This is a genomic window from Neobacillus sp. BF23-41, assembly GCF_041106275.1.
The window spans coordinates 1-22563 of the sequence record NZ_JBGBPR010000014.1 but is presented as its reverse complement, the minus strand read 5'-3'; the positions used below and the strand labels follow the sequence as shown (position 1 = coordinate 22563).

The window sequence follows — 22563 nt, the reverse complement described above, 5'->3', positions numbered from 1 at the left end:
TCCGAATCGTCTTTTAGTTGATGTTTATTAATCTGAATAAATTAGGAATATTGCAAAATTACTAATTAAATGTAAAAATGGAAAAGAACTGTATTTTTTTTAGAATAAAATTATTGGGTGGGATAAAATGAAAGGTTTATTTCGGGCTCTTATCAGAATTGGATTAATACTAGCAGGCTTTCTGTTTATTTTTAATCTTCCCTCGTTATTAGGGATTGGAAAAGAGCGTGTCATAGTTAATTTTAAAACACTATGGATCAATATGAAGTCAGATTTTCAATTTTTAGTGGAATTTAATAGTGATCAATACATAGCTTTTTTTAAGAAATTAGAAATAGCCGAGAGTTATCAGTACACGATGACGATTCTACTAATCAGCCTCTTTTTTATAATCTTTCTTGCTATGATTGTGGCAATAATAATTTTGCTCTCACCAGAAAAAGCAAAAAATCGAATGAAAAGTGGGATCAATTTTTTCGAAGCTGTTCCTGATTTACTAGTAATCTTTTTATTTCAGTTTTTTGTTATTACTCTATATAAAACGACGGGATTAAAGTTTTTACAACTCTATGGGATATTTGGTCATAAGCCTTATTTTGTTCCAATTATGACTGTATCCTTTCTGCCTTTTTTCTTATTCCTGCAGTTTCTGATTAAAGTCATTAATGAGGAACAAATCCAGCAATATGTCCTTTACGCGAGGGCAAAGGGAATGGGCAGACTTAGAACATTACTCATGCATATCTTGCGAAACATTTTTCCACTCTTAATCTTGCAGCTGCGGACGATCATTTGGGTATTATTATCCAATATTTTTCTGGTTGAATTTTTGTTTAATATTAATGGGTTTACTCAGCAATTTCTAAAGATTATTTTTATGGGCGGAGATTTTGCTTCACTCGTTGTATGCTTACTAATGTTATCGATACCACTGTTGGTAATGGAAGCGGTGGGATGGTTGATTTCTAAGCTAATCAAAGGGAGGGAGGCAGTCAGTTTATGAGAAAATATAAAAAAACTATTATTGGATCCACGTTGCTTTTGATTCTCTTATTAATGAGTATTTTGTACCCCTTTTATGGGCCAAAAGATTACAATCATCAGGTGCTCGTTAAAAATGAACAGGGCGAAATACTTGGCAGGGCACCGTTTCCTCCATCAGCACAACATTTGCTGGGTACCAATCGGAATGGCGAGGATATGTACTGGCTATTACTTTACGGTGCAAAATTTACATTAATCTCGGCATTTGGAGTCGCCTTATTAAGAGTATTCCTTGGAGGGATATTCGGAATTTTCCTATCACTATGGGCGCCATTCTTAAAAAGTTATGTTAAAGACTTTTTCCTAACTTTTCGTTACATCCCATCGATCCTGATTGGGATAATTTTAATGATACCGATTGTGGGAGATTTTAATGATGTTGCCATTTCTTCTATTGTTACCTATCAAATTATTATTCTCGTTTTTATCGGATTTCCATCGGTTACGATTTTCGCCGCCGATGTAACCGATGGATTATTAAAAACCTCCTTTGTGCAAAGCTCTAAGTTAATGGGGGCTGGCAAATTACATATTGTAAGAAAGCAATTGATGCCGTATATACGTTCTTACGGGCTATTATTTACTGTCCAACAGTTTATAAGCACCCTTCATATAACGATGCAGCTTGGTTTGTTTGGAATGTTTCTTGGTGGGAGAAATCGGGGAGGAGTGCTAGGGTTTGATGAACCGCCAAAGCCGGCAACGCTTTCCAATGAATGGGCAGGTTTAATTGGACAAAATTATAGTGAATTTATTCGTGCCCCGTGGTCCATTTTAAGTCCCGTGGTTGGATTTTTTGTGGTCATAGTCATCGTGAATTTGATCAAGAAAGAACTAGAAGAGAACCTATATGCTTTAAGGGTTGTGAAAAAGAAAGAAACAAAGGGAAAGGTTCCTAAGATGGAATCCCATTCCTCAAAAAAATTTGAGTTTGTTCAAAAACTATAGGTTGTGTAAATTGACGAAGGTCCAGCACTTTTCTATACTTGTGAAAGTGAATTTCAAGAAAAAGGTGAATTGTGATGGATTTTCAGGTGCAGTACTTATCCTTTTTTGTGATCCAAGTAGAAGGAAAAGGGGAACAAGCTGATAAACGATATAAACACTATCAAACAATCGATGAAGAAGAGTACGAAGATAGTTCCTTGAAAGAATTTCTTGATGGTGAGTTTGCTAAAATAGTGAAACGAAAGGTGGAGCGACATCCAAAAGCGGATGAGGTTCCAACCAAAATAGGTTACTTTGTCGTGGAAGAAGGCCACGATTTAACGTCGAATCCTAATTATAATCTTTTCAATCGTGCTCGTTTTGCAGAATCTAAGGAAGCCTTTCTGGTTGAAGGAGAAACATTTGTAAACACCTATTTAAATACTAGTGCAGTTCGCGGCGGGGTATTTTTAGTGGCGAGAGCCAAACTAGCGCGCTATTTTGAAGAACCCTTTGTTTTTATTTTAAAATGTGATTTTGAGCCAAAGGTTGCCTCGATTTCCGATGAATCCACGCTGATTCGCCATGTGGAAATGGCGATTACAACGAAAAATATGAAATCAATTCAATATCCATACATGCCTGAGGAAGGGATATTAGAAGAGCATGAATTAAAAATTAACCAATCATCCCATGCCCGTTATTTTGAGGATTTCCTCAAGTATGTGGAATATGCTCAGTCGATGCCTGAAATCGTCAAGACGCAAGTTATGGAGATGGTGAGAGGGCATGTGGAAGAAGCATTCGAACCTGAGAGTGAAGAACGAGAGCAGTTTGAGGGTGCAATGGAGATATGGGCCGCAAGTGAAAAGCGAGAGCTGCAGGAACATTTTGAAACGGAGCAAGTGATTGAAGCCGCTGCGCAAATTATCGAGCACACACCTGAGCTCGAATTAAAAATGAAATTAGATCACGTTTCGGTGAAAGGGTTACTAGCTGATTTTGGTGATACAATTCATTTAGCTAAAGTGAATGGAAAGTATTTATTAATGGTGGAAGCCGATTCAGTAATTTTTGAAAAAGGTTTTTCTCCGATTGAGTTTTTGCGACCGGATGATGTTGAGCATGTACTGGAGAAAATTCGTAGGAAACAAGGGCAGTAGTAAAAAATAGGCATTTTGTTTTGGTTTTTAAATATATCTTAGTATAAAACTAAGGGAGAGCTGTCCGTGAGTCGAATAGATGTAATCCTTGAACAATTTTTATTTACTCATAACAAAAATGGCTGGTTTGTTTCTTTTCAAAGTGCGATTGCAGGGGTGACACCGAAACAGGCTGAATGGAAAAAGTCAGAATCGGACAATTCCATTTGGGAACTGGTAAACCATCTTGTGTTTTGGAATGAATACTGCCTAAACCAATTTAAGGGGATTCCCAATCCTAAAATGGAAGGCAATAATGATTTGACATTTTTTAATAAAGGCGATTTAGGGTGGGAGGAGACGGTAGCTCGTTTAAATGATGTGATGACTGACTGTTATGAAACTATACAGTCATGTGAGGACGACAAATTAGACGAACCCTTTAATCCAGAATCCAAAAGTTCATGGATCACGACATTATCTTCACTAACACTTCATAATGCCTATCATATTGGTCAAATCGTCACATTGCGGAAAATACAAGGATCATGGGATAAAGAACAGGGTGTAAGTTAATAGATTTAACGGAGTAAACCGGGCATATGCTCGGTTTTTGTTGTTCCGGTGGATGAGAGAAATGTGTTTTTATGAGATATCTACACTTTTTAAGCATATATCTACATAATTTCAAGTTTATCTTCACAAATTCAGAATATATCTACAAAAATCCAAGCTTTATCTACAATAATTCATCATATATCTACAAATATCTTCCTCACAAACAAAAAAAGCAGGATCAAATGATCCCGCTCCCATATCAGTCACCATTAAACATATCAAAAATTCCTCTTGCGATACTGCCTTCGTCTTTTGCCCCGCCACGTGAAGGTGCCGCAGCAAAAACACGGCTTGCCAGACGGCTAAATGGCAAGGATTGAATCCAAACGGAACCAGGACCGCGGAGTGTGGCAAAAAACAAGCCTTCGCCGCCAAACAAGGCTGTTTTAACTCCTTTTACAAATTCGATATCATAATTAACACTACTTGTCATCGCCACTAAACAGCCTGTATCCACGCGCAGAGACTGGCCTGGCAAAAGGTCTTTTTTTATAATCGTTCCACCTGCATGAACAAAAGCAAGCCCATCACCTTCGAGTTTTTGCATGATAAATCCTTCGCCGCCAAAGAAGCCGGCACCAATTTTCCGTTGGAATTCAATCCCGACCTCAACTCCTTTAGCTGCAGCAAGAAAGGCGTCCTTTTGGCAGATAATTTTTCCTCCCAATTGGCTTAAGTCCATCGGAATAATCTTACCAGGGTAAGGAGAAGCAAACGACACCCGTTTCTTGCTGATTCCGTTATTGGTAAAGGCAGTCATGAACAAGCTTTCACCGGTAAGTACCCGTTTACCAGCGCTGAACAGCTTACCCATAAGTCCGCTTCCGGGACTAGTGCCGCTGCCATCACCAAAAATAGTCTCCATATGTATGTCATCTTCCATCATCATAAAGCTTCCTGCTTCAGCAACAACTGTCTCTTGTGGATCGAGCTCTACTTCAACAAACTGCATGTCATCTCCATAGATTTTATAATCAATTTCGTGGTTATTCATACTTTTCCCGCCACTTTTTATAATGGCAAATCTATATATATTATAAAAAATTTAGGAAAAAAGTGCTAATTTTAATAAAATAAAAATAAAAAGACGCCTGTTTTCACAGACGTCTTTTGCGTATTGAGGCGAAAAACCACACTCCACATAGTGTGCTCCAAAAAGGAATGTTTCTCGACTTACACAACTCAGCTCATCGCTTAGCTATTGTAACATGGTAACGAGTATCTAACAAGTAGTATTTATATAAATATTATTCCAGATTTTAAAACAAAAAGCTTGCTATATAATTCAAATTACCATATATTCAAATAATCAGATATACAAAAATAAGAAGATAAGAAGGGTTTATATGTTTATTGACAAAAGATTCCATAATTATTCCTTAAGGAGTGTACCAAAGGATCTCCTTTCAGGATTGATTGTCGGGGTAATCGCAATTCCACTTGGGATGGCTTTTGCTATTGCTTCAGGAGTGAAGCCAGAATATGGAATTTATACGACGATTGTTGCAGGGATTCTTATTTCCTTATTTGGCGGATCGAAGTATCAAATAGGCGGCCCAACTGGAGCGTTTATTCCCATTTTATTTGGGATTGTGATGACATACGGCTATGATAATCTCCTCGTCGCTGGATTTATGGCCGGTATTATTCTGCTATTAATGGGAGTATTTAAACTTGGATCACTAATTAAATATATTCCTAGACCAGTAACCATTGGGTTTACAACAGGGATAGCGGTGACAATATTTATTGGGCAGGTTGCTAGTTTCTTAGGTTTAGTGGGAATAAAGAAACATGAGGAATTTATTAAAAATACCCAAGAAATTTTTGTTCATTTAGATACGATAAATATTTTCAGTATTCTAACGGCAGCTATTTGTTTAGTAACCGTCATTGTAACGCCAAAGGTTGCACCAAAAGTTCCAGGTCCGCTGATTGGTTTAGTGGTTTCCTCGGTCATTGCAACCATATTTTACCCAAGTCAAATTGCAACGATTGGAACAGCCTATGGTCAAATCCCAAGCACATTACCCGAACTTCATATTCCTAACATAAATTTAGAAATGATTATCAGGCTCTTAAAGCCTGCATTCATAATTGCAATGTTAGGCGGTATTGAATCATTGTTATCGGCAGTGGTGGCTGATGGAATGACCAATAGCAGGCACAACAGCAATAAAGAATTAATCGGACAAGGAATTGCCAATATGATTACGCCGTTTTTTGGCGGAATTCCAGCAACAGGTGCGATTGCTCGGACTGCGACAAATATTAAAAATGGAGCGATTTCTCCGTTTTCTGGCATTATCCATGGGTTTGTTGTCTTGCTAATCCTGCTATTTTTTGCACCATATGCATCGTATATTCCATTAGCAAGTATGGCGCCAATCTTGATGGTCGTTGCTTGGAATATGAGTGAAAGAAAAGTATTTTCACATATTTTAAAAACAAAATCCACGGATTCACTTGTCTTAACGGTTACGTTTTTATTAACCGTTTTTGTAAATTTGACTATCGCAGTTGAGGTTGGCTTAGTGATGTCTGCCATTCTTTTTGCAAAAAGAATGAGTGATGTTATGGTTACTGCTAAAGCTTTGCCAAACCGAAAACATAAACACGAAAAGGTAGTGACAGGAATTGTCTCTGATACAAATGACTGTCCACAAATTAGTATATTTAATGTGGAGGGTCCGTTATTTTTCGGTGCCGCTGAAACGTTTGAAAAAACGATCATGAGCACAATAAATTATCGACCTAAAATCCTATTGTTGCGAATGAGTAAGGTGCCTTTAATGGATACAACCGGAGAAGCAACGTTATCAAGTATTGTTCGTCATTTTTCTAAAAATGGTATAATTATGATATCGGGTTTAAATCAGCAGCCGGAAAATGTCTTGAAAAAGACAGGATTATATCAAATAATCGGCGAGGAACATTTTTTTGAACATACTGGTGTAGCCATCCAATATGCACTTGAGCATATTAACAAAAATAAGTGCCTAGGCTGTAAGCATTACGCATTTAGAGAATGCAAAAAGCTATCAGCTCCTGAGGCAGTAGAAGGAAGCAGAGCAAAACTTACGGCTACTTTCTAAAAAAGCATAGGAGTGGACAATTTGAATCTTGAAATGCAACAATTTAAGGCGGAATTTTTCAAAGCATTAGCGCATCCTTTGAGAATCCGCATTTTAGAACTTCTTGCCGAAGGGGATAAGAATGTAAATGAAATTCAAACCCTTGTTGGCAGTGAAGGGTCAGCAGTTTCACAGCAGTTAACTATTCTAAGAGCAAAAAATATTGTGTCTGGAACGAAAGAGGGCAACAAAGTTATCTACACTTTAAAGGACCCGATGATCATCGAATTGTTAGCCGTTGCAAGGCAAATATTTAACAATCATCTCGTTGATACGATCACAATACTAGACAAGTTTAAAGAAGATGAGGAAGAGCCAGCAATACCGAAGAATTAATTTTCTTCGGTAATTTTTTTCTTATAATCTTTCCATTTGAATGGAAAAGTCCCTTTTGAAGAGATGTCGATTTGACTCGAAATTACCGCAGAAAATAAGGGAGAAATGTAGAAGTATGTAGGTTTATCTTGCTTTGTCCTTTATTGACATTTAGGCTATTAGAATGCTAAAATTTAATCAGCCGTTGCACGAGATTAGATTTATATTACAAGCTTGTTCAAAGTTTTAACCGATGTTTGGATGAGGAAATGAAGGTAAAGCTATCACGTTGTAATTTGGTGAATTTACACATGGCTTAAGTGTATAAGCCAATAGGAGGATTTTTTTTCATGAAAAACGGTAAAGTAAAATGGTTTAACTCAGAAAAAGGTTTTGGATTCATCGAAGCTGAAGACGGTAACGACGTATTCGTTCATTATTCTGCAATCCAAACAGAAGGTTTCAAAACTTTAGAAGAAGGTCAAGAAGTATCTTTCGAAGTAGTTGAAGGAGCTCGTGGACCACAAGCTGCTAACGTAACTAAAAAATAATATTGTAATCTACTATAACAGCCCGGTACTTTAGTTCCGGGCTGTTTTTTGCATTTTTATAGATTCCCTTTAAATAACCTCTAGTATAAAATACCCGTTGTTCCAGTAATCTGCTAGCATTTCCAAGCTCATATCTGAAAGTATTTTGTTATAATAGTATTATTGGAAAAGATGCAGATTAAAAAATTGGGGTGAGCAGATGAAATTTATCCATACAGCTGATTGGCATTTAGGAAAATTAGTCCATGGGGTCTATATGACAGAGAATCAACGCGAAGTACTAGAGCAATTTGTGGCCATTGTTGCTGAAGAAAAGCCCGATGCCGTTGTCATCGCAGGAGACTTATATGATCGCTCGGTACCGCCAACCGATGCCGTGGAATTACTTGATGAAATGCTTTTTAAAATAAATGTCGAATTGAAAACACCGGTTGTCGCCATTGCTGGGAACCACGATAGTGCAGAGAGACTTTCCTTTGGCAGTTCATGGTATAAGCACAGCCAATTTTATCTTTCTGGAAAATTATCAACAAGCTTCACTCCTGTGCAAATCAATGGAGTAAACTTCTATCTAGTTCCTTATGCAGAGCCCGGGATGGTCCGTCAACTTCTCCAGGATGATTCGATCCACTCCCACCAAGAAGCGATGAAAGCACTGATAGGAAAAATGGAGGAACACCTTAATCCAAACGAGCCCAATGTTTTGGTTGGACATGCCTTTGTTTTAGGTGGACAAACTTCTGATTCTGAACGAGTCTTATCCGTAGGCGGCTCAGGTTGTGTTGGCGCCGAATTGTTCGAACCGTTTTCCTATACCGCACTGGGTCACTTACACAGTCCAGAGGCAATTAACCATCACAAAGTGAAATATTCTGGTTCCCTCTTAAAATATTCCTTCTCCGAAGCAAAACAAAGAAAGTCGATCTCCATTATTGAAATGGATGAAAAGGGTAACTTTACACAACGTTATCGGTCGCTTAAACCTAAACATGATATGCGTGAACTAGAAGGACATCTTGAAGAATTACTTGATCCTTATTTTTATGAAAAAGAAACCGTCCATGATTATTTAAAAATCACTCTCCTTGATGAAGGAGCCTTAATCGATCCGATTAATAAGTTACGTCAAGTGTATCCGAACGTCCTCCATCTTGAAAGAAAACTGGATATTACCGATTTAAAGAAGAAACAATCTTTCACTTCAATTCGAAGTGAAAAAAAGTCGGAGCTTGAGTTGTTTGAACAATTTTACTCAGAAATGACAACCTCTGAATTTTCAATGGATAAAAAAGAGGCAATGACTGATGTAATTGAAAAAGTGCTTAGGGAAGAGGGATTGAAATGAAACCTTTAAAACTGACGATACAAGCTTTCGGCCCTTATGCAGGAAGTGAAGAAATCGACTTTACTGCCCTGGGCAATCGTACGATGTTTGTCATTTCTGGTAAAACCGGTTCCGGGAAAACAACCATTTTTGATGCAATTAGTTATGCGATTTATGGAAAAGCGAGTGGAGAAGACCGTAATGGTCCCGAACTTCGCAGCCAGTTTGCCAAAGATGAGGTATTAACCGAAGTTTCACTAGATTTTTCCCTTCGTAACAAAGCGTATTCAATTACAAGGTCACCGCAGCAGTTGAAGAAGAAAGAAAAAGGTGATGGCTATACACAAATAGGTGCCAAAGCTGAGTTATATATGTGGACAGAAAATGGCGAGAAGAAGCTGCTGGCTTCTAAAATCAATGATGTTGAGGAAAAGATTAAGGAAATTATGCTTATTGATGCGAATCAATTCCGGCAAATATTAATGATTCCGCAGGGCGAATTCCGTAAACTCCTCACCTCAGATAGTAAGGATAAAGAAGTGATTCTGCAGCGCCTGTTCCATACCCAGTTATATAAAATGGTAGAAGATAAGTTAAAGGAAGAAGCAACGGAGTTAAAAAGGACTGTTGAAGACCAGATACAATCAAGAAATGAAGCAATTCGACGCATTCATTCGGTAACAAATGAAGAGCTTCTTGGGTATCTGGATGCCGATTCTGTAAATGACACGATCATTATGCCGCTTTTACAAGCAGAAATTGCCGGCATGGGTGTAGCGTTGGAACAACTGAACCACCAATTAAAAGGAAAGGTACAGGAACAGGACAAACTTAAGGGGCAGCTTTTTGAAGCAGAAGCGATCTTAAAACAACTGCAAATGAAAGAGGAATTAAAGGGGCAAAAGGACAGCCTAGTTTCTCAAGAAGAAGTATTTATTGAAAAAGAAAAGCAGGTTCAACTTGCACAAAAGGCTGCCCTTTTAGCAAAGCAGGAGGAACTGTGCCACCGTTTAAAACGCGAAGTTGATCAACTCGAGGGAAATTTGAAGTCGATTCAAATGGAAATGGAAAAATTGGAAGGACTTTTAAAACAGCATGAGCAACAGCTGCAACGGGAGCTTGAACGAGAGGGGGAGCGCCAGACGGCCCTTGATGAGGTGAATCGATTAGTAAATATGAAAGAGGATGTCTATTCGTTTGCCGCATTGCTTAAAGAAACGCAAAACAAGGATACTGAACTAAAAACTGCGAAAGAAAAGCATATGCAGTCCGAACAACTTCTTGAACAACTAGGAGGACAAATAGGATTCCTTAATCGGCAGAAGGAAGAAATTGAAAAAGGAAAGCTGACTTATTTAGAAAATGAGGGAAGAATTGAAAAAATAAAGGCTGAACTTGACCGTTATGAAAAATATGAAACTCTGCTCGGAAAACATCAAAAGGCTGAACAAAATCTAAAGGCGATCACCGCCCGTTATGAAAATACGACGGCTAGATTTGCTGATGCGAGAGCAATGGTTGAAAATTTAGAGAGAAAATGGATGCAAGGGCAGGCAGCGATATTAGCAGCAGGGCTTCAATCAGGTCAAGGCTGTCCTGTTTGCGGTTCGGAGCATCATCCTTCACCAGCAATCCAACACGATGACAGTATTCCTACTGAAGAGGAAATGAAGGCAGCTAAGGCTCAATCTGCAAAATGGGAAAAAGAAAAGTCAGCAGATGAAGCTGCTTTTTACCAAAGTCAGTCAGTTGAGGCAGCACAAAGGGCAGCTGTAAATGAAATATTGCAAGAAATACGTACGTATCGGCCAGATTTTACAGAATCTGATTTACCTCATACAAAAATTGAGGGTGTCACTGCAAGGAACCAGCTTGTTCAGATTCAAGGAAAGCTTGCTGAACAGATTAAACAGCTTGAAAAGGTTAGGTTGGAAATAGAAAACAAAGAAACTGAAAAAACTAATGTACAAAACACCATTCATCATGTTTCTGCTCAAATGAATGAGTTAACGGTGCAATTCACCGAAAAGAAGACCAATCTTTCACGGATGATGAAAGTCATTCCCGAAAATCTTCGCTCGGAAGCGGAATACGAAAAGGCTGTCTCTGTATCCCGGAACCGCCAAGAAATACTAATTAAACAGCTCGAAGAAGCACAGCAGCGCTTCCAGGCAGTGAAAGAAAAACTTTCCAATGAAACGGCAAGATTACTAGATGCAGAGAAACACCATGCAAGTAAACACAAAGAGCTCGAAACGGAAAGGGAAATCTTTATTAACAAACTTTCAGAGCAGGGCTTTGAAAAATACGGTATGTATGCTGCTTCCAAACGGACAGAAGGAGAGATTCGCAGCCTTGAAGCAGAAATCCGCAGCTACCGTGAAGAATTACGCTCGGTTTCTGACCGTTTGAAAGAACTTACTGAACTGTTAATCGACGTGAAAACACCTGATGTTGAGGGATTAAAGCAAGAGTTAGTGAAAATTACTAGCGAAATCGAGGCACTTAATCATCAAAGCACAAATTTATTTGTAAAAAAACGGGACAACGAAGAAATTTACAGCCGGGTGGAAAACTTGAATGAACAGATGAAGGTTCTAGAAGAACGGTACAAGTTAATTGGTCATCTTTATGAAATTGCTGAGGGTCAAAATAACTTCCGAATTACATTTGAACGGTATGTGCTGGCGGCTTTTCTTGATGATATTTTACGAGAAGCCAACGGCCGCTTACGAAAAATGACCTCTGGCCGTTTTCAATTGCTGAGAAAAACCGATCGATCCAAAGGTAATACGCAAAGCGGTTTGGAATTGCTCGTGTTTGACCAGTATACGGGCCAGGAACGGCATGTCAAAACATTATCGGGTGGGGAAAGCTTTAAAGCTTCATTATCTCTGGCACTAGGACTGGCAGATGTAGTTCAAAATTATGCCGGCGGGGTATCGCTAGAAACGATGTTCATCGATGAAGGCTTTGGTACGCTGGATCCTGAGTCCCTGGATCAGGCAATTGAAGCCTTAATGGATATTCAGAGCAGCGGCCGCTTGGTTGGAATTATCTCGCACGTTCCAGAACTAAAAGAACGAATTGATGTCAGACTAGAGGTCATGGCAGACCAGACGGGCAGCAGGACGGAATTTAGGTTTACTAATTAATGCATTGGTAGCCTCCCATGGCCAAACCGAAAAGCAGTGTGATTTCAATGGCTTGAAATTACACTGCTTTTTGTGTTTTTCTACGGACTTTAAAAATATCCATTACTCATAAAGGCTTAAAATTAGGAAACCGTTCTTGAGCTTCAGCAAGTGTTGAAAGGCTAATTAATTCTGCTAAGGAACCAATTTTATCCCAAACGGCCATGACAGCAGCCGATTGGTGTGCTTTTTCAATTGCCTCCGTTGACACCCATTCAGCGATCTCGATAATCGTCCCATCCTCTGCTTGAAGAGTTAGTAAATCCCTGTTTGTAATTAAATTTTCTTCTCTTAATGTTGGGATATGTACTTTAAGAACTTCTTTCAATTCCTCTGCATTTCCTGGTTTTGGACGATAAAGTGCCATAAAAACTAATGATGACATATTTTCACCTCCTTTAATAAAATTCTCATCATAACTATGATAATTCTTTAGCAATTGCACGTCCAGCCTGTCTTCCTGTAAACAAACAGCCGCCGACGAATGTTCCTTCCAACGAGCGATAGCCGTGAATTCCACCTCCGCCAAACCCTGAAACCTCTCCAGCTGCGTATAGACCTGGAACAGGATTTCCTGATGAATCGAGGACTCTGCCGGATAAATCTGTCTGCAGACCGCCCAGCGTTTTCCGACTAACAATGTTTAACCGGACAGCGATTAATGGGCCCATCTTTGGATCGAGAATTCGATGCGGGGATGCCACTCTTATCAGTTTATCTCCAAGATAATTTCGAGCCCCACGCAAAGCGGTAATTTGAAGGTCCTTTGTAAATTTATTTTCTATCTCCCGGTCTCTAGCTAGAACCTGCCGTTGGATTTCGGCGAAATTAAGTAAGTTATCACCTGTAAGTTTGTTCATCCCAGCAACAAGTTCAGGTAGGGTATTCGCAATAACAAAATCCTCTCCCTTATCCATGAAGGCTTTCACCGGTGCAGTGGGTCCAGGAAGAATACGGGCTAATACTTTTTTAATACTTTTTCCAGTCAGATCAGGATTTTGCTCGGACCCTGATAAGGCAAACTCCTTTTCAATAATTTTCTGTGTTAGTATGAACCAGGAGTAATCGTAGCCGGACTTCATAATCGCTTCAAGGGTCCCCAAGGTATCAAATCCTGGAAAGTTTGGCGCAGGAAAACGCTGTCCCTTTGCATCGAGCCAAATCGAGGATGGACCAGGGAGGATCCGGATACCATGCATCGGCCAAACGGGGTCCCAGTTCTTAATTCCTTCTGTATAGTGCCACATCCGGTCGCGATTGACGATACGTCCGCCGGCTTTCTCCGTTATTCCAAGCATTCTACCGTCCACATGTTCCGGTACTCCGGAAATCATATTTTGAGGAGCCTTACCGAGCCGTCCCGGCCAATTTTTTCTAATTAACGCATGGTTTCCACCAATACCGCCGCTTGTCACCACTACGGCGGATGAATGAAACTCAAAATCTCCAATTACCTCGCGAGAGCTTGCTTCACCGCGGGCAGCAATACTTGGAACTAGTAATTCACCCCGGACTCCGATGATGGCACCATTTTCTTTTAATAATTCATTCACACGATGGCGGGGGCGATAATCGACAAGACCTTTTTCCATTGCCTGTCTGACTCTATCCTCAAACGGCTTAACGAGACCTGGACCGGTTCCCCATACAATATGAAAGCGGGGCACTGAATTGCCATGGCCTTCCGCTGTATATCCGCCACGCTCTGCCCAGCCGACAACAGGGAAAAAACGAACGCCCATCCCTGACAGCCATTCACGTTTCTCACCTGCGGCGAAGTCAACATAGGCCTCGGCCCACTTTTTCCCCCAATAATCCTCATCTTCTTCTCTATCAAACCCTGCTGCCCCTAACCAGTCCTGCCAGGCAAGTTCCCGTGAATCCTTGATGCCCATTCTTCTTTGTTCGGGTGAATCGATGAGAAATAGACCTCCAAATGACCACCAAGCCTGTCCACCGATAGACGCTTCGGGTTCTTGGTCTAATAGCAGCACTTTTGTTCCAGCTTCAGCCAGTTCAGCCGTAGCCACTAAACCAGCTAAACCTGCACCAACCACGATCACGTCAAATTTCAAATGAATCCCCCCGGTTAATTAAAAGTACTTATCTATTGTGTTGTTTTATTTTCTGAAAAATCAATATAATTCAGTATAACATAACTTACATAGGATTTTGGAGGTAGAATCCATTGACGAATTGAGAGATCAAAAGAAGAGGATGAGGAAATTATTCATCTGGTTCATCCTTTTCTTATCATTATTAATGCCGCGACTTTTATTTTTTTGATTTTGCCTTTTCAATTTTTACTCCATAACTAATACTTTTAATGTGGGACATAGAAAGGCGCACAATTTCCCCATTATTGATCAAAAACACAAAATCTTTATTTACCTCACAGAGTACTCCCTCTAACTTCTCAGGACCGCCACGATTAATTTTTATCCATTTTAATTTCAATGTGTCAAGAAGGTCTTGGAAATTAGCAGCTTTTTTAAACTTGAAATCTTTTGGAACTTTAATGTTGAATGCCATCTGCTCTTTCATATTATCTGTAAAACTTTTAATATGAGATGTATTGTAGTAAACGACCCCATCTTCTTCCGTGAGAAGGACGATAAGATTGTCACTTACATCCAGTAACTTCCCAATTCTGGATTCTGGTCCACCTCGATCAATTCTGATTACTTTACCTATAAAACATTTCATGATGTCTTTATTCATAAAAAATTTTCCCCCTTAAAATAATTAATTATATCTATACTGCATCTATATGTATCACGGAATGATGTTGTCCTAATAAATTAGCCTGTTTATTTATAACTTAAGAGAAAAAGAGGTAATTAAAATGATCCCTTTTTAAACGAAAAAAACGACGTGTGCAAATGCACACGTCAATATTATTATTATTATTATTATTATTATTATTATTATTATTTAGGGGATTGGAAGAGCAGGAGGTGAAAAAGCACGGATGATGTTAGTAGAAACTAAATTTGACCAGAATGATTATTTTGTTATTTTAGTGAGTTTTTTTCAAGGAAACTCCTTAGTTCCTTTAAATTTTTTGATTGAAAGATAAGAGTAGATGTTGCAAAATCTACTCTTGAACAATAGAGCTATAAAGGCTAGGCTAGAGTAGACTGGAAGAACGATAAAGTAGGTGGCAAATTTGGAAAAAAGGTATTTTACGATAGGTATGGCAGGGCATATAGATCATGGGAAAACGTCGTTAACGAGAGCGTTAACTAATGTAGATACAGATCGTTTAAAAGAAGAAAAGGAACGTCAAATTTCAATTGAACTCGGATTTGCACCTTTATATGAAGATAATGAAATTCAAATTTCTGTAATAGATGTTCCAGGACATGAGCGTTTTATCAGGCAGATGATAGCTGGTGTAGCCGGGATAGATCTAGTAGTACTTGTCGTTGCAGCAGACGAAGGTGTTATGCCGCAAACGAGGGAGCACTTGGATATTTTGAAATTTTTAGGAGTTAAAAATGGTTTAATCGCTATTTCAAAAATTGACCGGGTAGAAGAAGAATTTATCGAGCTAGTGAAAGATGATATTTTGGAGGAACTTTCTGGGACCGTCTTTGAGGAAGCACCGTTCGTTTTAGTAGACAGTCTTTCCAAAAAAGGGATCGAAGAAATTAAAGAATTAATCATCAAAATGTTAAAAGAACAAGAAATGCGAGATGCAAAAGGGGCCTTCCGTCTGCCGATTGATCAAGTATTCACGGTTAAGGGTCAGGGGACTGTAGTTCGAGGTACTGTTTATGAAGGAACGGTCGAAGAGGGACAAACACTTAAGATTATGCCAAAAGGTATTGAGGTAAGAGCGCGGCAGATTCAAGTACATCATAATCCGGCCGAGAAGGCCTTTGCTGGACAACGGACGGCGATTAACCTTTCAAGTGTTGCAAAGGAAGAGGTAGAACGGGGAGATGTGCTTGTATCGTCTGAACATTTCCTTGTTACGAAGACTTTGGATGTTGCTATTCGTGTGGTTGAGGACCTAGAGCATATGGTTAAACAACGGATGCCCATTAAGCTTCATCTTGGAACAGCTGAGGTAATGGGGCGGATTGTCTTTTTTGACCGCAATGAAATCAAGGAAGAAAATGGTGAAATCCTTTGCCAACTGAGGCTTGAGGATGAAATTCTTACAAAACGAGGTGACCGCTTTATTCTACGCAGGCCAAGCCCGCAAGAGACGATTGGCGGGGGTTGGGTGATTGACCCACGCGGAGATAAATACCGGTTCGGCAATCAAACCATCGAGGATCTTGAAAAGAAAAAAGTCGGCACACCGAACGAGCGAATTTCTGCTGCTTTAATGGAAGCGAAAAGTTTACCCCTACATGAGTTGATCAAACGAACTTCCCTAGATGAATCTACCTTAATTGAGCACTTATCGGAAGCAGAATTTGTTTTATATGATGGAAAAGAGTATACACTCCAGCAGTTGATCGATTCGATAGAGGAAGATATCTTTGATAGATTGCAGGATTATCATCAACTTCATTCGATGAAGATTGGGATCAATAAAGCAGAGCTATTGCAAACAATGCAAAAAAGATTTCCTAAATCACTGCTAGATTATGTTTTGGAAAATGGAATGACAAATCATATTTTTCACAGAAAAGGACAGTTTGTTTCGTTGGCAAGTTTTGTACCACATGTACCAAAAAACTGGGCGAAGCGGACTGAAAATCTAATTAATGGATTGCAGAGGGACGGATTAAAGGTTCGTAACCTAAAGGAATATTTTGCTGATGCCGGTATTCCTGACAATCTTGAAGCTGATTTACGACGCTTTCTTGAAGAGGAAGAACTACTTATCCAATTGGATGTACAGTTTGCTTATCATGGGGAAGTATTTAAACAAGCCGTGGATAAACTGCGCAGCCATACAGGTTCTGAATTTGAGGTCGGGGATGCAAAAGATGTTCTTGAACTGTCACGAAAATACATGATTCCGTTTTTAGAAAAATTAGATGCATTAGGATTTACAAAGCGAGTGGAAAATAAGCGAGTTTGGAAAAAATAGCCAAAAAGCCTCGATCCTTTGATGGGAAAGAGGCTTTTTTCTTTTTAAGATAGAAACTCTGCAGGGTTTAGGCCGAGTTCACGACAGATATCGCTAACCATTTGTTTTTCATTGTTGTCAAAATTTCCATCTGCATAGCCAATGGCGATGCAATAACGAGCGACAAGACGAGCAATTTCTGGCTTAGTTCTGATTTTTCCAAGGGCACGAAATGCCTCGGCACGACCAAGCATCCGATCATTTTCTATTCTAGAAACAAACATATTGAATTTTTGGAGGACCTTATTTGTATCAAACACTCGTAATTCTTCACTTTGATGGACGAACTCAGTCATTTTCTGGCGTTCAGAAGCATCCAAGTATCCGTCTGCCATCGCCACTAATGCACAGGCTGCGACCACCGCTTCGAGTACATCCTGGCTTTTATATCGATTAAAAAGTTCTTGTGCTTTTTTCTTTTGATTGTTTGCCCACTCCGCGTAATCTGTTTGCGAAGGGGACCAGTTGTTGCTACAGCTATTACATGAGAACTTTAGTTGATTTTTTCCAATAAAACCACCCAGTAAACCGACAGGACCAAGGATTAACCCCCCTATTGCTGCTTTACCAAGACCGAACCCTTTCTTTCCTGTCCGAACATTTGAGGAATGGCAGCGTGGACAAATGATATCATCTCCACCATACGATTGGTGAGAATTTGCTGAAGCAGGATAGGACTGTGTCGGATATCCGTAGGCAGGCTGCTGCTGATAAGATGATTCTGGCTGAAGATGAATGGGCTGCTGATACGAATTTGAGCTTGATTGGTTTGGTTGATATGAATTACTTTGTTGAAAAGAATTAGGATTTGTTTGGCTTGGTTGGTATGGATTACTCTGTTGATATGAATTAGGACTTGATTGGTAACTTGTTGGCTGAGACGGCGGCGGTGTTTGCACACTTGCAGGTGGGGCGTCAACGGTAATACCAAAGTTACCACATAAAGCAGCTAATCCTCCTTGGAAGCCACTGGCAATTGCATTAAACTTCCATTCACCGTTATGACGGTAGAGCTCCGCTGCCACAATTGCTGTTTCAACCGTGAAATCCCGTCCAAGGTTAAATCTCAATAATTCTTCATTTGTTTGCTCATTAAAAATACGCACATAAGAATCAGAAATTTGTCCGAAATTTTGCCGTTTCGCTTGCGCATCATGGATCGTAATTGTAAAAGCAATCCGATGAATTTGGGAAGGAACCTTGTTTAAATCAATCCTGATCTGCTCATCATCCTGGGCTCCTGCACCAGTTCGATTGTCACCGCTATAGATAATGGAGCCATTTCCACCTGCCGGATTATTATAAAACACAAAATCCTGGTCACTGTTCACTTTTCCAGTTTGCCCTAATAAAAATGCAGAAGCATCTAAATCAAAATTGGACCCTTGTTGACTAATGTTCCAACCCAAGCCGACAACGACGTTTTGCAGTCCAGGGTGAGATTTTGTTAAATCTACTTTTTGCCCCTTGCTTAGTGTAACACCCACTTTTTTCACTCCTCTTGATTAATTTCATATGTACATTATAAATGTATTTTTGAAAAAGGGAAAAATTTCATAACAGATAAGTATCTTCATTGTTTATACCCTACTTTATGTACGAGACAAGAGTGAAAAAGTTTCAAAAATATATAAAGCCATAAAAAAGCATGCTGGTCAATCTTACTCTCAATTAAGGAAAAGTTAAGAAATAAACATAATAATGGGTGTAGATTAGATTATTTGGCTTCCTGGGAGGAATTCAGGAGGGAAAAGGAGCAAGTATAGATGAAAAAATGGATAATTATTGTAGGCAGTGTACTCGTTGTTGGTTTCGTTGGTTATCGATGGGATTCATTAAAGTTAGGTACACAAACGGTGTCAGCTCAAGTCAGAACAGCGGTTGTTCAAAAAGGGACGTTAAACGTCAACATTAGTGGTTCGGGGACAGTTCAAGCGGTAACGAGTGAAGATATTAAATCAACGTTTAATAATAATGAAGTTGATGAAGTACTTGCAGCTGTGGGGGAGAACGTAACCAAAGGAGATGAATTAATTACTTTTTCGGATGGAAGTGACCCTATAACAGCTCCCGCCACTGGTGTTCTTACGACATTCGCAGTTTCCGCAGGAGAGCCAGTAACAAATGGACAAGTTGTTGCCCATGTAACAAACTATAAGCAATTACAAACCGTGGTCCAAATTGATGAGCTTGATATATCCAAAATTAAAAAGAACCAGCCAGTTGACCTAACCATTAATGCATTTCCTGATCAAGTATTTACTGGTAAAGTATCTGCCATTTCTGAAGACGGAACATCATCGAACGGAGTCTCCACTTTCGATGTTACCATTCATATTGACAAACCAGATCAGCTTAAAGTCGGGATGAGTGCGGAAGCAAGAATCTTAACAGAAAGTAAAGTTAATGCCCTTTATGTTCCACTTGATGCTGTATACACATCAAACAAGAAGAAATATGTCATAGTCAATTCGAAGAGTACAGATAGTGACACCTCAGGAACAGAGGAAAATATAGTTCAAACGGGCATAGCAAATGAAGATTATGTGGAAATAACAAAAGGAGTATCGGAAGGAGAAACAGTAAAATTACCTCAATTAGCAAAAGCGAGCTCGTCAAATAATTCAAGTAGTAATTCCCAAAGCAGTGTTTTTGGTGGAATCGGAAACGTGGGCGGAATGAACCGGAACTTTGGAGGTCAAGGACAATTTGGCGGTAGGGGTGGAAACTAAGCAGGAGGTAATTTTAGCTTCCCAAACATCTCTTTTAAATGAAAGGTAAACAGCGGACATGTCCTTTGTTACGATTGCTTTATTTGCTATATAATTATTTTTAGATACAAACTTAGGAGAGATCGACTATGCGCTTATTAGTTGTGGAGGATAATCTTCCTTTATTGGAATCGATTGTTCAGCTTTTATCAGATGAGTTTGAAGTGGATCAAGCATCCAATGGTGAGGATGCCTTATTTTTAGCGATGCAGAATATCCATGATGTTATTGTATTAGATGTCATGATTCCTGAGATTGATGGGTTCGAAGTTTTACGTACGATTCGAAAGGAAGGATTAAAGATTCCTGTCCTATTCCTTACTGCAAGGGATTCCCTCGAAGATCGTGTCAAAGGCTTAGATAGCGGGGGAGATGATTATTTAGTTAAACCATTTCAAGCAGCAGAATTGAAAGCCAGAATCCGTGCCTTATTAAGAAGAAGTGGCAGCTTAACAACCAATCAAACCATTCAATTTCGCGGCATTGAATTGTTAGGGAAGGAAAGAGATATTGTCGTCGATGATGAGCAGTTAAAACTCACGGCCAAGCAATATGAGTTATTAGAATTTCTGATTCAGAATAAAGGCGCCATCCTAACGAAAGAGCAAATCTATGACCGTGTATGGGGCTTTGATTCGGATACAACAATCGCTATAGTTGAGGTATTCATGCACCACCTCCGTAAAAAATTAGAACCATCAGGCTATCATACCGATATTAAAACCATTCGTGGCGTAGGCTATATGTTGAACGAAGAATAGGGGCATCTCATGTTTCGGCAAACACTTATTAAGCTGACATTTTTAAATTCATTAGTCTTTATTGTACTTATCAGCGCACTCGGAAGCGTTATTTATTTTTACACAGAGAATAAATTATATAGAGATGTAAACCAATCGCTCCATGAATCGATTGAACATTTTCAAAAGCAGCCGGGGGGACCAGGCGAAATTCGTGGGGACGATGGGGGGCCAATTCCAAGATTTATAAGGAGAGATCCCCGGATATTAACCCTAATCTGGGATGAAAATAATCAGCTCATGTCGGATCAAAACCGTGATTCTGAAATTTTTCAAGATAATGAGAAGCTGATTCGCCCCAAAACATTAAATACCCTTAAGGATGTTGATGTAGAAGATTTTTCGTTTAGGTATATTGCTTTCGAAGTGGATCATCCTCAATTAGGAAAAATCACTGTTCAATTCATCCGTAATGTAAACTCTGAACAAAAATTACTCGAAAGACTATTGTTGATAATGCTGATTGGAATGGGAGTTGGAATCATTTGTGCAGTTGCGTCTGGTTATTTTTTAGCGGGAAAGGCACTTGTCCCGATTAAAAAGGCTTGGCAAAAGCAGACAGAGTTTGTTTCCGATGCTTCGCATGAGTTAAGAACCCCATTAGCCGTCATCCAAGCAAAAACGGATTTACTATTTCGGTCTCCCGCTGCAACGATACAGGACAAAATTCTTGATGTATCAACGATTTCAAATGAATCTAGGCGACTTTCCAAATTAGTCACCAACTTATTGACACTGGCGAGATCGGACTCTGACCAAATAGAAGTGAAAAAGGAAACGTTCCATCTAAATGAACTTTTAAAAGAAATCCATCAACAATACGAAGAAATTGTTATGTATCAAGAAAAATCACTTCGGTTAGAAGCAGCTGAACCTGTTACCTTTTTTGGTGATAAAGCGAGAATTCATCAACTTATTGTCATACTACTGGACAATGCGATGAAAAATACGATTGAAGGAGGAGAGATCCTGCTTTCGTGCGGACATACTCATTCGTCTATTTTCCTTAAAGTAAAAGATAACGGAATTGGTATTCCTGAAATGGATATCCCTAAAATCTTTGACCGCTTCTATCAAAGCGATAAAGCTAGAACTGCTGCCGAGGGAACAGGATTGGGCCTGTCGATTGCCAAATGGATTATTGAGAAACATCATGGAAAAGCAAAGGTACAAAGCACCCTTGGTAAAGGGACAACAATTGAAATTACTTTTCCAAAAACCCAAAAAAATTGAATTTAGTTTTTTTATAAACAAAAAGCACACGAATGAAGTGATATGCTCCCCAATAGGTAGACAGATTAAAAAATAAAAAATCTGGCTACTTATAAAATGTACCCGATAGTGTAGACACTTATAAAAAAGTCTACCTATCGGGTACTTTTTTGTATAATTAAGAAAAAATGGGGATTGGGGAATAGCTAGAAATGAGTAAAAAAGTATTTACAGAAAAAGAAGTTAAGTTACTTTCAAATAACACTTTTGTTAAGTCAGTTAGTCCAAAGGGGATTACTTACACCGATGAATTTAAGCGTATTTTTATTGTAGAAAATGATAAGGGGAAATTACCTAGGCAGATATTTGAGGAATGTGGATTTGATATAGACGTTATTGGAATTGACAGAGTTAGAGCATCAGGCAAGAGATGGCGTGC

Annotated in this window: 19 protein-coding genes; 14 read left to right on the top strand and 5 right to left on the bottom strand. The window is 39.2% G+C overall.

Features of this window, described 5'->3' with window-relative positions; genetic code table 11:
• Positions 1 to 127 precede the first annotated feature (127 nt).
• The 4 genes from AB7942_RS19825 (at position 128) to AB7942_RS19810 (ending at position 3689) form a co-directional block, all read left to right on the top strand.
• Positions 128 to 1003, top strand: a complete 876-nt coding sequence (locus AB7942_RS19825; RefSeq protein ID WP_369448198.1) for an ABC transporter permease subunit — start codon at positions 128 to 130, stop codon at positions 1001 to 1003.
• The gene (locus tag AB7942_RS19820; RefSeq protein WP_369448197.1) at positions 1000 to 1992 is read left to right on the top strand and encodes an ABC transporter permease subunit; all 993 of its coding nucleotides are present in this window, start codon (positions 1000 to 1002) and stop codon (positions 1990 to 1992) included. Before AB7942_RS19825 ends, AB7942_RS19820 begins: the two co-directional genes overlap by 4 nt.
• 74 nt (positions 1993 to 2066) lie before the next feature.
• Positions 2067 to 3134: a DUF3900 domain-containing protein gene (locus AB7942_RS19815; RefSeq protein ID WP_369448196.1), complete on the top strand. Its 1068-nt coding sequence runs from the start codon at positions 2067 to 2069 to the stop codon at positions 3132 to 3134.
• Between the two features lie 66 nt (positions 3135 to 3200).
• Positions 3201 to 3689, top strand: coding sequence for a DinB family protein (locus tag AB7942_RS19810; protein ID WP_369448195.1), 489 nt, complete (start codon positions 3201 to 3203; stop codon positions 3687 to 3689).
• Positions 3690 to 3930: 241 nt separating this feature from the next.
• Here the strand turns inward: AB7942_RS19810 and AB7942_RS19805 are convergent, their stop codons facing one another.
• Positions 3931 to 4725, bottom strand: a complete 795-nt coding sequence (locus AB7942_RS19805; protein ID WP_088086797.1) for a TIGR00266 family protein — start codon at positions 4723 to 4725, stop codon at positions 3931 to 3933.
• Positions 4726 to 5077: 352 nt separating this feature from the next.
• Here AB7942_RS19805 and AB7942_RS19800 point away from each other — a divergent pair, with 352 nt between their 5' ends.
• From AB7942_RS19800 to AB7942_RS19780, 5 genes are all read left to right on the top strand, one after another.
• Complete coding sequence (locus AB7942_RS19800; RefSeq protein WP_369448194.1) at positions 5078 to 6826, top strand: SulP family inorganic anion transporter; 1749 nt, start codon at positions 5078 to 5080, stop codon at positions 6824 to 6826.
• A gap of 21 nt (positions 6827 to 6847) precedes the next feature.
• The gene (locus AB7942_RS19795) at positions 6848 to 7201 is read left to right on the top strand and encodes an ArsR/SmtB family transcription factor (RefSeq protein WP_088086799.1); all 354 of its coding nucleotides are present in this window, start codon (positions 6848 to 6850) and stop codon (positions 7199 to 7201) included.
• A gap of 329 nt (positions 7202 to 7530) precedes the next feature.
• Positions 7531 to 7731, top strand: coding sequence for a cold-shock protein (locus tag AB7942_RS19790; protein WP_007083969.1), 201 nt, complete (start codon positions 7531 to 7533; stop codon positions 7729 to 7731).
• Positions 7732 to 7930: 199 nt separating this feature from the next.
• Positions 7931 to 9076 carry an exonuclease SbcCD subunit D gene (locus AB7942_RS19785; RefSeq protein ID WP_088086800.1) on the top strand — a complete coding sequence of 382 codons (1146 nt, stop codon included), beginning with the start codon at positions 7931 to 7933 and terminating at the stop codon, positions 9074 to 9076.
• Positions 9073 to 12210 carry an SbcC/MukB-like Walker B domain-containing protein gene (locus tag AB7942_RS19780; RefSeq protein WP_369448193.1) on the top strand — a complete coding sequence of 1046 codons (3138 nt, stop codon included), beginning with the start codon at positions 9073 to 9075 and terminating at the stop codon, positions 12208 to 12210. The genes AB7942_RS19785 and AB7942_RS19780 overlap by 4 nt, the downstream gene beginning before the upstream one ends.
• A 106-nt stretch (positions 12211 to 12316) precedes the next feature.
• On the opposite strand, the gene AB7942_RS19775 is transcribed toward AB7942_RS19780, so the two are convergent.
• The 3 genes from AB7942_RS19775 to AB7942_RS19765 all read right to left on the bottom strand — a co-directional run bounded on the left by AB7942_RS19775 (position 12317) and on the right by AB7942_RS19765 (position 14970).
• On the bottom strand, positions 12317 to 12634 hold the full coding sequence (locus AB7942_RS19775) for a putative quinol monooxygenase (RefSeq protein ID WP_369448192.1): 318 nt from the start codon (positions 12632 to 12634) through the stop codon (positions 12317 to 12319).
• Positions 12635 to 12668: 34 nt separating this feature from the next.
• Positions 12669 to 14324, bottom strand: coding sequence for an FAD-binding dehydrogenase (locus tag AB7942_RS19770; protein WP_369448191.1), 1656 nt, complete (start codon positions 14322 to 14324; stop codon positions 12669 to 12671).
• 199 nt (positions 14325 to 14523) lie between these two features.
• Positions 14524 to 14970: a DUF6897 domain-containing protein gene (locus AB7942_RS19765; RefSeq protein ID WP_088086804.1), complete on the bottom strand. Its 447-nt coding sequence runs from the start codon at positions 14968 to 14970 to the stop codon at positions 14524 to 14526.
• A gap of 448 nt (positions 14971 to 15418) precedes the next feature.
• Here AB7942_RS19765 and selB point away from each other — a divergent pair, with 448 nt between their 5' ends.
• A complete protein-coding gene (gene selB / locus AB7942_RS19760) occupies positions 15419 to 17302 on the top strand; it encodes a selenocysteine-specific translation elongation factor (RefSeq protein ID WP_369448190.1) in 1884 nt (627 codons plus the stop codon).
• A gap of 44 nt (positions 17303 to 17346) precedes the next feature.
• On the opposite strand, the gene AB7942_RS19755 is transcribed toward selB, so the two are convergent.
• A complete protein-coding gene (locus AB7942_RS19755) occupies positions 17347 to 18828 on the bottom strand; it encodes a TerD family protein (protein ID WP_369448189.1) in 1482 nt (493 codons plus the stop codon).
• Between the two features lie 279 nt (positions 18829 to 19107).
• On the opposite strand from AB7942_RS19755, the gene AB7942_RS19750 reads away from it, so the two are divergent.
• The 4 genes from AB7942_RS19750 to AB7942_RS19735 all read left to right on the top strand — a co-directional run.
• Positions 19108 to 20073, top strand: a complete 966-nt coding sequence (locus tag AB7942_RS19750) for an efflux RND transporter periplasmic adaptor subunit (RefSeq protein WP_369448188.1) — start codon at positions 19108 to 19110, stop codon at positions 20071 to 20073.
• A gap of 128 nt (positions 20074 to 20201) precedes the next feature.
• Positions 20202 to 20873, top strand: a complete 672-nt coding sequence (locus AB7942_RS19745) for a response regulator transcription factor (protein WP_088086808.1) — start codon at positions 20202 to 20204, stop codon at positions 20871 to 20873.
• A 9-nt stretch (positions 20874 to 20882) separates the two neighbouring features.
• The gene (locus AB7942_RS19740; protein ID WP_369448187.1) at positions 20883 to 22145 is read left to right on the top strand and encodes a sensor histidine kinase; all 1263 of its coding nucleotides are present in this window, start codon (positions 20883 to 20885) and stop codon (positions 22143 to 22145) included.
• A 191-nt stretch (positions 22146 to 22336) separates the two neighbouring features.
• A partial coding sequence (locus AB7942_RS19735; protein WP_369448186.1) for an HTH domain-containing protein occupies positions 22337 to 22563 on the top strand: 227 nt, incomplete at its 3' end.

Bases quoted from the DNA above. Each gene is read 5' to 3' on its own strand.
- AB7942_RS19775 (WP_369448192.1), bottom strand. From the start codon at position 12,634: ATGTCATCATTAGTTTTTATGGCACTTTATCGTCCAAAACCAGGAAAT.
- AB7942_RS19825 (WP_369448198.1), top strand. From the start codon at position 128: ATGAAAGGTTTATTTCGGGCTCTTATCAGAATTGGATTAATACTAGCA.
- AB7942_RS19815 (WP_369448196.1), top strand. From the start codon at position 2,067: ATGGATTTTCAGGTGCAGTACTTATCCTTTTTTGTGATCCAAGTAGAA.
- AB7942_RS19785 (WP_088086800.1), top strand. From the start codon at position 7,931: ATGAAATTTATCCATACAGCTGATTGGCATTTAGGAAAATTAGTCCAT.
- AB7942_RS19750 (WP_369448188.1), top strand. From the start codon at position 19,108: ATGAAAAAATGGATAATTATTGTAGGCAGTGTACTCGTTGTTGGTTTC.
- AB7942_RS19780 (WP_369448193.1), top strand. From the start codon at position 9,073: ATGAAACCTTTAAAACTGACGATACAAGCTTTCGGCCCTTATGCAGGA.
- AB7942_RS19790 (WP_007083969.1), top strand. From the start codon at position 7,531: ATGAAAAACGGTAAAGTAAAATGGTTTAACTCAGAAAAAGGTTTTGGA.
- AB7942_RS19800 (WP_369448194.1), top strand. From the start codon at position 5,078: ATGTTTATTGACAAAAGATTCCATAATTATTCCTTAAGGAGTGTACCA.
- AB7942_RS19805 (WP_088086797.1), bottom strand. From the start codon at position 4,725: ATGAATAACCACGAAATTGATTATAAAATCTATGGAGATGACATGCAG.
- AB7942_RS19740 (WP_369448187.1), top strand. From the start codon at position 20,883: ATGTTTCGGCAAACACTTATTAAGCTGACATTTTTAAATTCATTAGTC.
- AB7942_RS19765 (WP_088086804.1), bottom strand. From the start codon at position 14,970: ATGAATAAAGACATCATGAAATGTTTTATAGGTAAAGTAATCAGAATT.
- AB7942_RS19820 (WP_369448197.1), top strand. From the start codon at position 1,000: ATGAGAAAATATAAAAAAACTATTATTGGATCCACGTTGCTTTTGATT.
- AB7942_RS19745 (WP_088086808.1), top strand. From the start codon at position 20,202: ATGCGCTTATTAGTTGTGGAGGATAATCTTCCTTTATTGGAATCGATT.